General features: G+C 74.5%; 12 protein-coding genes. 7 read left to right on the top strand and 5 right to left on the bottom strand.

The features are described 5' to 3' along the window. The first annotated feature begins 36 nt into the window (after window positions 1–36). Window positions 37–1,239, top strand: coding sequence for a signal recognition particle-docking protein FtsY (gene ftsY / locus O2V63_RS16955; protein ID WP_269168715.1), 1,203 nt, complete (start codon window positions 37–39; stop codon window positions 1,237–1,239). A gap of 33 nt (window positions 1,240–1,272) precedes the next feature. Here the strand turns inward: ftsY and O2V63_RS16950 are convergent, their stop codons facing one another. From O2V63_RS16950 to O2V63_RS16930, 5 genes are read right to left on the bottom strand one after another with little or no spacing between them, the layout of a single operon-like run. Continuing rightward, a complete protein-coding gene (locus O2V63_RS16950; protein ID WP_269168714.1) occupies window positions 1,273–3,069 on the bottom strand; it encodes a SpoIIE family protein phosphatase in 1,797 nt (598 codons plus the stop codon). 13 nt (window positions 3,070–3,082) lie between these two features. After that, window positions 3,083–3,832 carry an energy-coupling factor ABC transporter ATP-binding protein gene (locus O2V63_RS16945; RefSeq protein WP_269168713.1) on the bottom strand — a complete coding sequence of 250 codons (750 nt, stop codon included), beginning with the start codon at window positions 3,830–3,832 and terminating at the stop codon, window positions 3,083–3,085. After that, on the bottom strand, window positions 3,829–4,611 hold the full coding sequence (gene cbiQ / locus O2V63_RS16940) for a cobalt ECF transporter T component CbiQ (protein ID WP_269168712.1): 783 nt from the start codon (window positions 4,609–4,611) through the stop codon (window positions 3,829–3,831). The genes O2V63_RS16945 and cbiQ overlap by 4 nt, the downstream gene beginning before the upstream one ends. Window position 4,612: 1 nt before the next feature. Beyond that, a complete protein-coding gene (locus O2V63_RS16935) occupies window positions 4,613–4,948 on the bottom strand; it encodes a PDGLE domain-containing protein (protein ID WP_269168711.1) in 336 nt (111 codons plus the stop codon). Continuing rightward, window positions 4,945–5,655, bottom strand: a complete 711-nt coding sequence (locus tag O2V63_RS16930) for an energy-coupling factor ABC transporter permease (protein WP_269168710.1) — start codon at window positions 5,653–5,655, stop codon at window positions 4,945–4,947. The genes O2V63_RS16935 and O2V63_RS16930 overlap by 4 nt, the downstream gene beginning before the upstream one ends. Before the next feature lie 378 nt (window positions 5,656–6,033). On the opposite strand from O2V63_RS16930, the gene O2V63_RS16925 reads away from it, so the two are divergent. The 6 genes from O2V63_RS16925 to O2V63_RS16900 all read left to right on the top strand — a co-directional run bounded on the left by O2V63_RS16925 (window position 6,034) and on the right by O2V63_RS16900 (window position 13,366). Next, entirely contained in the window at window positions 6,034–7,383 is a 1,350-nt protein-coding gene (locus tag O2V63_RS16925; protein ID WP_269168709.1) for an ammonium transporter, read from the top strand. Beyond that, window positions 7,380–7,718, top strand: a complete 339-nt coding sequence (locus O2V63_RS16920; RefSeq protein ID WP_012950005.1) for a P-II family nitrogen regulator — start codon at window positions 7,380–7,382, stop codon at window positions 7,716–7,718. The genes O2V63_RS16925 and O2V63_RS16920 overlap by 4 nt, the downstream gene beginning before the upstream one ends. Before the next feature lie 94 nt (window positions 7,719–7,812). Further along, window positions 7,813–10,224 (top strand): [protein-PII] uridylyltransferase, encoded by a 2,412-nt coding sequence (locus O2V63_RS16915; RefSeq protein WP_269168708.1) that lies wholly within the window; start codon window positions 7,813–7,815, stop codon window positions 10,222–10,224. A 95-nt stretch (window positions 10,225–10,319) separates the two neighbouring features. Beyond that, complete coding sequence (locus O2V63_RS16910) at window positions 10,320–10,511, top strand: hypothetical protein (protein WP_269168707.1); 192 nt, start codon at window positions 10,320–10,322, stop codon at window positions 10,509–10,511. A gap of 184 nt (window positions 10,512–10,695) precedes the next feature. Beyond that, window positions 10,696–12,267, top strand: coding sequence for a signal recognition particle protein (gene ffh / locus O2V63_RS16905; protein WP_269168706.1), 1,572 nt, complete (start codon window positions 10,696–10,698; stop codon window positions 12,265–12,267). 4 nt (window positions 12,268–12,271) lie between these two features. Next, window positions 12,272–13,366 (top strand): amidohydrolase family protein, encoded by a 1,095-nt coding sequence (locus O2V63_RS16900; protein ID WP_269168705.1) that lies wholly within the window; start codon window positions 12,272–12,274, stop codon window positions 13,364–13,366. Window positions 13,367–13,377 lie beyond the last annotated feature (11 nt).

Genomic DNA, 13,377 nt, shown 5'->3' with positions numbered 1-13,377 from the left:
GCACAGCCTGCCGCATGATCCTGGGAGACTGTCGGCATGGAGTTCGTGCTGATCGCGATAGCGATCCTCGTCGTCGCCCTGGTCCTCGGGGTCGGTCTGCTCGTCGGTCGTGGCCGGCGCACCACCCGGCTGGACGTCGATGACGCGCTCGGCACCACGCTCACCCGCCCGCCGAACGCCCCGGACCCGACGTCGGGGGCCACCGCGGCCGACCTCTACACCGGACCACCTGCTCCCGCGCGGGCCGAGCCGGACGCCGTCGTGGACCTGCCGCCGGCAGAGCCGGAGCCCGGCCTGGTCTTCGAGACCCCGCCCCCCTCGGCCGGCCGGCTGATCCGGCTGCGCTCGCGGCTGGCCCGCTCACAGTCCTCGCTGGGCCGCGGCCTGCTCACCGTGCTGGCCCGGGAGAAGCTCACCGAGGACGACTGGGAGGAGGTCGAGGAGACGCTCCTGGCCGCCGACGTCGGCGTCGCTGCCACCACCCAGATCGTGAACCGGCTGCGCACGCAGAGCCTGGTGCTCGCCACCGCCTCGGGCGTGCAGCTGCGCGACCTGGTCGTGCAGGAGCTCACCGCCGTCCTGGGCCCGGACCTGGACCGCACCCTGCGCACGTCCCGGCACGACGGGCGCCCTGCCGTCGTCCTGGTCGTCGGGGTGAACGGCGCCGGGAAGACGACGACGGTCGGCAAGATCGCCCGGGTACTGGTGGGCGACGGGAAGAGCGTGGTCCTCGGTGCCGCCGACACCTTCCGCGCGGCGGCCGCCGACCAGCTGGAGACCTGGGGCGAGCGGGTCGGGGTGCTCACCGTCCGCGGCCGCGAGGGCGGTGACCCGGCCTCGGTCGCGTTCGAGGCCGTCCGCACCGGTACCGAGGCCGAGGTGGACGCCGTCCTGGTCGACACCGCCGGGCGGCTGCACACCAAGTCCGGCCTGATGGACGAGCTCGGCAAGGTCAAGCGGGTCGTGGAGAAGCACGGGCCGGTCGACGAGGTGCTGCTGGTGCTGGACGCCACCACGGGTCAGAACGGGGTGGTGCAGGCCCGGGTGTTCACCGAGGCGGTGGAGGTCACCGGCGTCGTCCTCACCAAGCTCGACGGCACCGCCAAGGGCGGCATCGTGGTGGCCGTGCAGCGCGAGCTGGGCATCCCGGTGAAGCTGATCGGGCTGGGCGAGGGCCCCGACGACCTGGCGCCGTTCGAGCCGGAGGCGTTCGCCGAGGCACTCGTCGGGAACGCCTGACGTCGAGGGAGCGTCAGCGGCCGAGGAGCGGGCTCAGCCGGCGGGTTCGACGCGCAGGGCGAGCAGCGCGACGTCGTCGGCGTGCTCCGGGGCCATCCGGGCCAGCAGCGCGTCGCACAGCTCTTCGACCGGCCGGCCGGCCAGTTCCTGCCCGGCGGCGACCAGGCGGGCCAGGCCGTCGTCCAGCGTCGACCGGCGGTGCTCCACCAGGCCGTCGGTGTACAGCACGACGGTGTCGCCGGGGTGCAGCTCGACGACGTGCTCGGTGCGGAGCCGGTCGGGGTCCACGCCCAGCAGCAGGTCGTGCGGTCGTTCCAGCAGCTCCGGCGTCCCGTCCGCCCGCACGATCAGCGGCGGTGGGTGACCCGCGTTGGACCAGCGGAGCCGGCGCGCCCCGTCGCCCGGGCCCGGCTCGACCCGGGCGAGCACCGCGGTGACCAGCGTGGTCACCCCCAGACCCTGCTGGGCACGGTCGAGGGCGGTCAGCACCGGGGCCGGTGGCGCGTCCAGGGAGTGGGCGATGCCCCGCAGCAGGTTGCGCAACTGGGCCATCACGGCCGCCGCGGTCCGGTCGTGGCCGGTGACGTCGCCGACGACCAGGGTGGTGGCGCCGCCGGGGGTGAGGAAGGCGTCGTACCAGTCGCCGCCGACCTGCGCCTCCTGCGCCGCGGGCCGGTAGCGCACCGCGATGCGCAGACCGGGCGGCTGCGGGGGAGCGGTGAGCAGCGACCGCTGGAGGGCCTCGGCCAGGCTGCGGGTCGCCGTCGCCCGCCGGCGCTCGGCCTCCAGCCGGGCGACGCGCTCGACCGCCTGTCCGCACTGGGCCGCGTGGGCCTCCAGCACCCGGACGTCGTCGCCGTCGAACTCCCGGGGGGCGGCCCAGCCGATCGTCCAGGAGCCCAGCAGTCGTCCGCCCGACCGCAGCGGCAGGGCGGCCCACGAACGGGTGCCCAGACCCTGGAGGAGGCGGACGGCGTCGGGGTGCCCGGGCCGGTCGGCCTCGGTGTCCTCGATGAGCACCCGCTCGCCGTGCACCGCGGCGCGGGCCATCGGCAACGGTGAGTCCGCCGCGACGTCTGCGGAGAGCAACCGGCTGCCGCGGTCCTCGGTGAGGGTCAGGCCCTGCCCGTCGGGTGTGTGCAGGACCACCGAGGCGGCACTGGCACCCAGCGCCGACCGGCCCTGCTCGAACAACAGGTGCAGCAGCGCCTCCGTCGTCTCGGCGGTGGCCAGGGCGGACACGGTCGTCGCCAGCCCGGCGAGGGAGCGGGCGGTGCGCCGCTCCCGCTCGCTGCTGAGCTGGAGCGCGGCGTTGTACTGCTCGAGTTCCCGGGTGCGGGCGAAGAGGTCGCTCTCCACCTGCTCCACCCGGACCTGGCCGCGCTCGGCCGCCCGGCGCGCCTCGTCCCGGTCGCGGATGTAGTCGGTGACGTCGTCCGAGCGGTGCAGCAGCAGCACGACCTCCCCGTCGTCGTCCAGGATCGGCACGTTCCGCGGGCTCCAGAAGCGCTCCGTCCAGCTGCCGTCGGGCAGCGGGATGTCGTACTTCTGGATGCGCATGGTGACCGGCCGGCGGGTGTCCCGCGCCTCGGCCAGCGAGGCGCCCAGGTTCGCCACGCCGTCGGCCGCCGGGTCGGCGGGGTTGCGCGGGAACACGTCGAACAGGTGCCGGCCGACGGTGTCCTCGAGGGTGGTCGCGGTCGCCTCCAGCCGGGCCCGGTTCGCGTGCACGATGACCAGGTCCGGGGTGAGCAGCAGGAACGGCGCCGGGGCCTCGTCGAAGACCTTGGCGAAGTCGGGTACCGGCAGATCGTGGGACGTCTCGGGCATCGGTGACCGCCCGTCAGCCGACTGCGCGGGGGTCGAAGCCGAAGGGCAGCTCCAGCCGGTGGGCAGCCAGCAGCCCCGGGTCGGCCAGCAGCTCGCGGGTCGTGCCGTCGGCGACCACCACCCCGCCGTCCAGCACGACCGACCGGGGGCAGAGCTGGAGGGCGTAGGGCAGGTCGTGGGTGACCATCAACAGCGTGATCGGCAGCGCCTGGAGCACCTCGGCGAGCTCGCGCCGGCCGGCCGGGTCGAGGTTGCTGCTGGGCTCGTCGAGCACCAGCACCTCGGGCTGCATCGACAGCACCGTCGCGACGGCGACCCGCCGACGCTGGCCGAAGGACAGGTGGTGCGGCGCGCGGTCGACGGCGTCGGCCATGTCGACCGCGGCCAGGGCGTCGGCCACCCGCCGGGCGACCTCGGGTTCGGGCAGGCCGAGGTTGCGGGGGCCGAAGGCGACGTCCTCGCCGACCGTGGGCATGAACAGCTGGTCGTCCGGGTCCTGGAAGACGATCCCCACCCGGCGCCGGACCTCCTGCAGGTTCCGGTCCTCGACCGGCAGCCCGGCGACCTCCACCCGGCCGCGGCCACCGCGCAGGATGCCGTTGAGGTGCAGCACCAGTGTCGTCTTGCCCGCCCCGTTGGGCCCCAGCAGCGCGACCCGCTCGCCGGGCTCCAGCCGCAGGTCCACGCCGTAGAGCGCCTGGTGCCCGTCGGGGTAGGCGAACGCCAGGTCGTCGACGAGCAACGAGGGGGCGGGGGTGCTCACCCCAAGAGTGAACCCGCCGCCAGCACGGCGACCGCAGCCAGGGGGAGGCTGAGCGCGGTCGCCCAGGCGCGCCCGCCGACGACCGCGACCGGCCCGGTGGGCAGCCGCCCGGTGTAGCCCCGGGACAGCATCGCCAGGTGCACCCGCTCACCGCGCTCGTAGGAGCGGATGAACAGCGAGCCGGCGGCCGGGCCGAGGACCTTGAGGGCCCCGAGGTGGCGACCCCGGAACCCGCGGGACTCCCGGGCGACCCGCATCCGGCGCAGTTCGCCGCCGACGACGTCGGTGTACCTGATCATGAAGCTGAGGATCTGGACCAGCACCGTGGGCAGGCGCAGCCGCTCCAGCCCGCGCAGCAGGGCCCGGGCGTCGGTGGTGGCCGCCAGCAGGGTCGCGGCCAGCACCGACAGGGTCGCCTTGGCCAGGATGCTGCCGCCGGCGGCGAGCCCGCTCTCGGACAGCGACAGCCCGAGCACGTCGGTGCGCGGGCCGCGGGAGACGAACGGCAGGAGGACGGCGAAGAAGACGAAGGGCACCTCCACCACCAGGCCCCGCAGCAGCCGGCCCGGCCGCACCCGGGCCACTGCGGCGACGGTCAGCAGCAGGACCAGGAACCCGGCGTAGGCCATCGGAGCCCAGCCGGCGCCCACCGGGGTGGCCACCACGACCAGGGCGAAGGCGAGGACGGCGACGAGCTTGGTGTGCGGCTCCAGCCGGTGCACCGGGCTGTCGCCGGCCACGTACGCCGCGGACAGCCCCCCGCCGTGTCCTGCGCCCACCTCAGTGCTGGCGGGCGTCGGCCGGGGGAGCGGTGGCGTCCTCGGTCGGGCGCCGGCGCACCAGCAGGGTGAGGCCGCCGGCCAGCGCGAGCACCAGGAGGACGCCGACCACGCCGGCGAGGCCGCCGGAGAGCCGGTCGTCGCCGATCCCGGCCACGGCGTAGTCGGCCAGTGGCGACTCGGCGGCCGCGCTGTCCCGGGCGGTGGAACCGAAGCCCTGTTCCTCGGCGGTCGCTTCCAGCCCATCGGGGGCGGAGCTGGCGTACCAGCTGCCCACGCCGGCGATGAGCAGTGCGACGACCACCCCGATCAGCACGAAGGTGCGGGTGCGGGTCATCGCGCGTCCACCGCGGTCGCGCCGGCCAGGTCCGGGCGGGGGGCGAGCGTCCTGGCTCGCTGCAGGTGCCGGGCGCCGCGGACCAGGTCCGGCCGGACGGTCAGCACCGCACCGAGGACGGCGACGGTGATGACCGCCTCGCCCAGGCCGATCAGCAGGTGCACGCCGACCATCGCGATCCCCACCGACCCCAGCGCGACGTCGGCGACGCCGCCGAGGCCGAACAGCAGGACGAAGACCAGGGCTGCTGCGGGCACCGAGAGGAAGGCGCCGACCCCGGCCGAGGTGAGCAGCCCGGTGCGGGTGGCCGGCAGCACGGCGCGCAACGCACGGAAGACCCCGTACCCGACGGCGATCGCCACCAGGCCGATCAGGGTGACGTTCGTGCCCAGGGCGGTGAGGCCACCGTCGGCGAAGACCAGGGCCTGGACCATCAGGACGACGGTCAGGCACAGCACCGCCGTCCAGGGGCCGACCAGGATCGCGGTGAGCGCCCCGCCCATCAGGTGACCGCTGGTGCCGAAGGCGACCGGGAAGTTCATCATCTGGACTGCGAACACGAAGGCGGCGGTGAGCCCGGCCATCGGGGCGGTGCGCTCGTCCAGTTCGCGGCGCGCGCCGCGCAGGGCCAGGGCGACGCCGGCGGCGGCGACCACGGCGGTGCCGGTGCTGGTCGTGGCGTCGAGAAAGCCATCGGGGACGTGCACGCGGACCTCCGGGACCTCGGGTTGCTGAGCTGCGCGGCCGGTGACGGGTGCCCGCGGTCGTACGTCAGGGGAGCTTATTGCACCTTCTTGGCAGCTGCACAGGGTTCGCAAGAAGGCCCGGTGAACGGCCGGTGACGTGACCGAGCGCACGCCGACCGACACACCGCGGGGGCGGATGGGGCGCCGGCAACACGTCCGGAACACGACCGGGCGACACGCGCTGCGGAGTTCACCGTGGCGAAACACGTCCGCGCCGTCGGCGGAAACACGATGGCGGCACCGTCTCCTCCGCACCGCCTCCCGGGGCGGTGGCTCGCCCGAGGCCCCTCGGGGCCCCCGCTTGCGGCCGATGGCCGACGACACCCTCAGGAGGTTGCCGTGGTCAACACCGGCGACACCGCCTGGATCCTCACCAGCGCCGCCCTCGTGCTGCTGATGACCCCAGGCCTCGCGCTCTTCTACGGCGGCATGGTCCGCGCCAAGAGCGTGCTGAACATGATGATGATGAGCTTCGGCGCACTGGCCCTGATCAGCGTGCTGTGGGTCCTCTACGGCTACTCCTTCGCCTTCGGTGACGACGTCGGCTTCGGTCTGCTCGGCGACCCGACCGAGTTCTTCGGCCTGGCCGGTCTGATGGAGGACGTCACGACCGAGGAGGGCGGCCTGCCGGCCATGGCGTTCGTCGGCTTCCAGGCCGTCTTCGCCATCATCACCGTCGCGCTGATCTCCGGCGCCATCGCCGACCGGGCCAAGTTCGGCTCCTGGATGGTCTTCGCCGGCATCTGGGCGACGGTCGTCTACTTCCCGGTCGCGCACTGGGTCTTCGACTTCACCCTCACCGACGACGACGGCGTGGTCACCCACACCGGTGGCTGGATCGCCAACGAGCTGGCCGCGATCGACTTCGCCGGCGGCACCGCGGTGCACATCAACGCCGGTGCGGCCGGCCTGGCGCTCGCCCTGGTGCTGGGCAAGCGCCGCGGCTTCGGCCGGGACGCGATGCGGCCGCACAACCTGCCGCTGGTGATGATCGGCGCCGGCCTGCTGTGGTTCGGCTGGTTCGGCTTCAACGCCGGCTCCGCCCTCGCCGCCAACAACACCGCCGCCGTCGCCTGGGTGAACACCCTGGTCGCAACCGGTGCGGCGACGCTGGCCTGGCTGCTGGTGGAGAAGATGCGTGACGGTCACTCGACCTCGCTGGGCGGCGCCTCCGGCGTCGTGGCCGGCCTCGTCGCGATCACCCCGGCCTGCTCGGCGGTCTCCCCGATCGGCGCGATCGTCATCGGTGCCGTCGCCGGTGCCCTCTGCGCCCTGGCCGTCGGCCTGAAGTTCAAGCTCGGCTACGACGACTCGCTCGACGTCGTCGGCGTCCACCTCGTCGGTGGCCTGGTCGGCACGATCCTGGTCGGCTTCGTCGGCACGGCAGCTGCTCCGGCCGGCGTGGACGGGCTCTTCTACGGTGGAGGGGTCGACCAGCTCTGGCGCCAGGTCGTCGGGGCCCTGGCGGTGCTCGCCTACTCGTTCGTCCTGACCCTGGTCATCGGCTTCCTGATCCAGAAGACGATCGGCTTCCGGCTCACCGAGGAGGACGAGATCACCGGCATCGACACGGTCGTGCACGCTGAGTCCGGGTACGACTTCGCCTCCCTGGGCGGCGGTGGCAGCACCGCGCCCCTGGCTGGCCAGGCACGCGCCGAGGCGCGCAACACGGAAGGGAGCCGGGCATGAAGCTCGTCACCGCGATCGTCAAGCCGTTCAAGCTCGACGACGTCAAGAACGCCCTGGAGCTGATCGGCATCGCCGGTCTGACCGTCAGCGAGGTGCAGGGGTTCGGCCGTCAGCGCGGCCACACCGAGGTCTACCGCGGTGCGGAGTACCAGGTGGACTTCGTGCCGAAGGTGCGGATCGAGGTCGTCGTCGGCGAGATCGAGGCGGCCCGGGTGGTCGACGCGATCGTCGAGGCGGCGTCCACCGGGCAGATCGGTGACGGCAAGGTGTGGGTGACCACGATCGACGAGATCGTCCGGGTCCGCACCGGTGAGCGCGGAGCTGACGCGCTCTGAGGCCGGTCCGGTGACCTGACGTCGGCCGGGGTGGCGGGGAGACCCGCTGCCCCGGCCGACGCCGTCTTCCCCGCTGGACGACCGAGAGGTGCCCGTGCTCGACCTCGCGACGCTCACCGCCCTGCCCCGCACCGAGCGGGTGCAGGCGTTCGACGACTGGCTGGCCGGCCTGCTGGCCGAGGCGCTCGCCGGCACCCCCCGGGCCTCCCGCCGCCGGGGCGGCCCCCCGGCCGAGCCGGCGGGGACCGGCGTCGCGCTCGTGGCCGTGGGCAGTCTCGGCCGCCGGGAGCTGCCGCCGCACGGCGACCTGGACCTGGTGCTGGTGCACGACGGCCGGGGCGAGATCGCCGCCGTCGCCGATGCCCTGTGGTACCCGGTCTGGGACGCCGGGGTCCGGCTGGACCACTCCGTGCGGACCGTCCCCGAGGCGGTCTCGGTGGCCGCCGACGACGTCAAGGCGGGCCTCGGCCTGCTCGACGCACGGCACGTGGCCGGCGACCCGGAGGTCACCGCAGCCCTGCGGACGGCGACGCTGGGATCCTGGCGCCAGCACGCCGGCCGGCTGCTGCCCCAGCTGCGTGACCTCCGCCGGGAGCGGGCCCGGCTGGTCGGTGAGCTGGGGTTCCTGCTGGAGCCCGACCTCAAGGAGGCCTACGGCGGACTGCGTGAGGGCCAGGTGCTGCGGGCCCTGGCCGCGGCCCAGCTGGCCGACGAGCCACCGGCGGACGCGGGGGAGGCCTACGACTTCCTGCTCGACGTGCGGGACGCCTTGCGACGCAGCACCGGGCGCGCGGGCGACGCCCTGGTCCGCCAGGAGCAGGCTCCGGTGGCCCAGGCGCTCGGGCTGGCCGACGACGACGTCCTGCTGCGCCGGGTGAGCCTGGCCGGGCGCCGGCTCGCCTTCGTCGCCGACGAGACCTGGCGGCGGGTCGATGCCTCGCTCGTGCGGCGGCCGCGGGCCCGGTACCGGCGGGTGCGGCGCGAGCCGCTGGCCGAGGGGCTGGTCCGGCAGGGTGACGAGGTGGTGCTGGCCCGCGACGCCCGGCCGGCCGCCGACCCCGGGCTGGTGCTGCGCGGTGCCGCCGCCGCCGCCCGCGCGGACCTGCTGCTGTCGCCGTACACGCTCAAGGTGCTCGCCGTGCACGCGCCCGCACTGCCGGAGCCCTGGCCGGCGGAGGTCCGCTGGTCCTTCCTGCGGCTGCTGGCCAGTGGTCGCAGCGCCGTCCCGGTCCTCGAGCAGCTGGACCAGGAGGGGCTGCTGGCCCGGATGCTGCCGGAGTGGGACCGGGTGCGGTCGCTGCCGCAGCGGCACCCGTGGCACCGGTTCACCGTCGACCGACACCTGGTGGAGGCGGCCGCGGCGGCGTCGGAGCTGACCCGCGACGTCGACCGGCCCGACCTGCTGCTGGTCGGCGCCCTGCTGCACGACATCGGCAAGGGCTGGCCCGGTGACCACAGCGTCGTCGGGGAGCCGATCGCCGCGGAGGTGGCGACCCGGATGGGCTTCTCCCCGCCGGACGTCGCGACGCTGGCCGCGATGGTGCGCCACCACCTGCTGCTGCCGGCCACCGCCACCCGGCGGGACATCGACGACCACGCCACCATCGACCGGGTCGCCGAGACGATCGGCCGGGACGTCGCCCTGCTGGAGCTGCTGCACGCGCTGGCCCAGGCCGACGGCGCGGCGACCAGCAGCTCCGCCTGGTCGCCGTGGAAGGCCCACCTGGTCGCGGCGCTGGTGGCCCGGGTCCGGGCGCACCTGGTGGCCGCTCCGGCGCCCGGGCCGGTGCTGGAGCCGACCACCCCGCAGGTCAGCTCCTCGGGCCCGGGGTCCGCGGGGGAGGGCGGGCGCATCTCGGTGGGCGTCCGGGACGTCGCCGACGGCCAGCAGGTGACGTTCCTGGCGCCGGACCGGCCCGGCCTGTTCAGCCGGTGCGCCGGCGTGCTGGCGCTGAACCAGCTCGACGTCCGGGCGGCCAGCACCTCGGTCGAGGGCGGGCAGGCGACGTCGGTGTTCGCCGTGCGGCCCCGGTTCGGCCGGGCGCCGGTGCCGGAGATCCTGGCCGACGGCGTCCGGGCGGCCCTGGAGGGGACGCTGCCGCTGGCCGACCGGCTGCGGCAGCGGGAGATCGACTACCGGCAGAACGGGGACCGGGCGGCACCGCCCCGGATCTCCTGGCACGACAACGAGGTCGACGGCGCCGCCTCCAGCATCGTCGAGGTCCGCGCCGGGGACCGGGCCGGCCTGCTCTACCGGCTGACCTCCGCGCTGGCCGACCAGGGGCTGGACGTGACCTCGGCGCGGATCGAGACCCTCGGGGCCGATGCGCTCGACTCCTTCTACGTCTGCGACCCCGCCGGCGCGACGATGGACGCCGACCGGCGCCGTCGGGTCGAGGAGGCGCTGGTGGCCGCGGCACGCGGCACGACACCCGGGGCGGCGGACCCTGCCGTGTCGGCGACGGTCGGCGGCCCCGGCGTCAAGCGCGACACGCCGTCGGTCTGAGGTCCGCCGTTCTGTCGTACCCCCGTGAGACGTTCGACGTGCCGGACGGGAGCCAGCTCCCGACGACCGGCGCCGAGACGAGAGGGGACGCACTCGTGAGCGACCTGCAGCAGTGGCCCTGCCCCACCTGTGAGCACGACACCGACTTCGAGCAGCCCGAGTGCATCGACGGCCACACCGAGGACGGCGGCGCGTGCCCGGAGTGGGCCTGCACCGACTGTGGCACCGCCCTGGTCAGCGGGGACGTGCACCGTCCGGTGGTCACGACCTGGCGGCACGCCGCCTGAAGCAGGGGCCCACTGCCCGCCGCCGACGAGTTCCTGGCGGGCACCCGCCGATGGGCCATTACGCTGGGAACGGTGGCGTGACGGCCCCGGGGTGGCCCCGGGAGCCCGAGCCGTGCCGCTCGGCCTGCTGAACTCCCTGGTGGGCCGGCCGGTGGCTGCACGCCAGACTGCCTGAGGACGTGTTGTGTTCGAGACCCTCTCCGACCGCCTGGACAAGGTCTTCACCGGTCTGCGCGGCAAGGGCCGGCTCTCCGACGAGGACATCGACGCGACCGCGCGGGAGATCCGCATCGCGTTGCTCGAGGCCGACGTCGCGCTGCCGGTCGTCCGGTCGTTCATCGCTGCGGTCAAGGAGCGCGCGCGCGGCTCGGAGGTCTCCTCGGCGCTGAACCCGGCGCAGCAGATCATCAAGATCGTCAACGAGGAGCTGGTCGGCATCCTCGGCGGGGAGACCCGCCGGATCCGCTACGCCAAGCAGTCGCCCACGGTGATCATGCTGGCCGGCCTGCAGGGCGCCGGTAAGACGACCCTGGCCGGCAAGCTCGGCCGCTGGCTCAAGGCCCAGGGGCACACCCCACTGCTGGTCGCGTGTGACCTGCAGCGGCCCAACGCGGTGCAGCAGCTGTCGGTGGTGGCCGGGCAGGCCGGCGTCGACGTCTACGCCCCCGAGCCCGGCAACGGCGTGGGCGACCCGATCGCCGTCGCGCGGGGCTCCATCGACCACGCCCGCCGCACCCAGCACGACGTCGTCGTCGTCGACACCGCCGGCCGGCTGGGCATCGACGCCGAGCTGATGGCCCAGGCCGCCGGCATCCGGGACGCCGTGCAGCCCGACGAGACGCTGTTCGTCGTCGACGCGATGATCGGGCAGGACGCCGTCACCACGGCGACCGCGTTCCAGGAGGGCGTCGGCTTCTCCGGCGTCGTCCTCACCAAGCTCGACGGTGACGCCCGCGGTGGTGCCGCGCTGTCGGTCCGGCACGTGACCGGCCAGCCGATCATGTTCGCCTCCACCGGCGAGAAGCTGGCCGACTTCGACGTCTTCCACCCCGAGCGGATGGCCTCGCGCATCCTCGGCATGGGCGACGTGCTGACCCTGATCGAGCAGGCCGAGCAGGCCTTCGACGCCGACCAGGCCGAGAAGATGGCTGGCAAGCTCGCCAGCCGCGAGGGCTTCACCCTCGAGGACTTCCTCGAGCAGATGATGGCCATCCGCAAGATGGGCCCGATCGCGAACCTGCTCGGCATGCTGCCCGGTGCCGGGCAGATGAAGGAGCAGCTCGCGCAGGTCGACGAGCGGGACCTGGACCGCACCGCGGCGATCATCCGGTCGATGACCCCGGCCGAGCGCGCCACCCCGAAGATCATCAACGCCTCGCGCCGGGTCCGGATCGCGAACGGTTCGGGGATGAGCGTCACCGACGTCAACCACCTGCTGGAGCGCTTCGCCCAGGCCCAGAAGATGATGGGCCAGATGGCCGGCAGCATGGGCCTGCCGGGCATGGGCCCGATGTCGAAGAAGCAGCGCGGCCGGCAGAACCAGGTGCAGGCACGCGGCAAGGGCAAGAAGGGCAAGGGCGGCAAGAAGGGTGGCCCGGCCCGCCGGCCGATCGGCGCCCCCGGTGGGATGGGCGGGGCGCCCGGTCAGCTGCCCGGCGGGATGCCGGGCGGGGTGCCCGGTCTGCCGCCCGGTCAGGCGATGCCCGACCTGAGCAAGCTGGACTTCAGCCAGTTCAAGGACCAGCAGGGCCGCTGAACCGGTGACCACCGCTGCCCCGCCCGCCCTGCACCTGTCCGGCGTCGTCCTCCCCGAGGGCGAGCACCGCGACCTCTGGGTCACCGGCGGGCGGATCACCTTCCAGCCGGTCCCCGGCGCCGAGACGGTCAGCCGCGGTGGCTTCCTGCTGCCCGGCCTGGTCGACGCGCACTGCCACGTCGGCATCGGCCGGGGTGGGGTGCACGCCACCGGCGTCGAGGACCTGCGCGACCAGGCCCTGGAGGAGCGTGCCGCCGGGGTGCTGGCGTTGCGCGACTGCGGGTCCCCGGTCGACACCCGGGTGCTCGACGAGCACCTGGACCTGCCCCGGGTCATCCGTGCCGGTCGGCACATCGCCGCCCCCCGCCGCTACATCCCCGGGCTGGCGATCGAGCTGGAGCCGCCCGACCTGGTGGCCGAGGTGCGGGTGCAGGCCCGGCGCGGTGACGGCTGGGTGAAGCTGGTGGGTGACTGGATCGACCGCGGCGTCGGCGACCTGGCGCCGGAGTGGCCGGACGACGTCCTGACCGCGGCGATCGCCGCCGCGCACGAGGAGGGTGCGCGGGTCACCGCGCACACCTTCGGCACCGACGCCCTGCCCGGGCTGATCGGGGCGGGGATCGACTGCATCGAGCACGGCACCGGGCTGACCGAGGAGCTGGTGGGGGAGATGGCCCGCCGGGGCACCGCGGTCGTCCCGACGCTGGTGAACGTGGAGAACTTCCCCGGCTTCGCAGCCGCGGGGGAGTCCAAGTACCCCTCCTACGCGTCCACGATGCGGCGGCTGTACGCGAACTCCGGGGCCGTGGTGCGCGCTGCGTTCGAGGCCGGCGTGCCCGTGTTCGCCGGCACCGACGCCGGTGGGGGCGTCGACCACGGGGTCATCGCCGACGAGATCCGGGCGCTGCACGCCGCCGGGCTGCCCGCCGAGGCCGCACTGGCCGCCGGCTCCTGGGGCGCACGCGAGTGGCTGGGCCTGCCGGGCATCGCCGAGGGTGCCCCGGCCGACCTGGTCGTCTACGAGACCGATCCCCGGGCCGACCTCGACTCGCTACAGCGACCGCAGCGGATGGTCCTCCGGGGCGTCGTCGTCGCCTGAGTCAAACCGAT

This window comes from Modestobacter sp. VKM Ac-2977, from assembly GCF_026968045.1.
Classification (GTDB): Bacteria; Actinomycetota; Actinomycetes; order Mycobacteriales; family Geodermatophilaceae; genus Modestobacter.
Note: the sequence above shows the minus strand (reverse complement) of the source record. Positions and strands in the feature narration are given on the sequence as shown.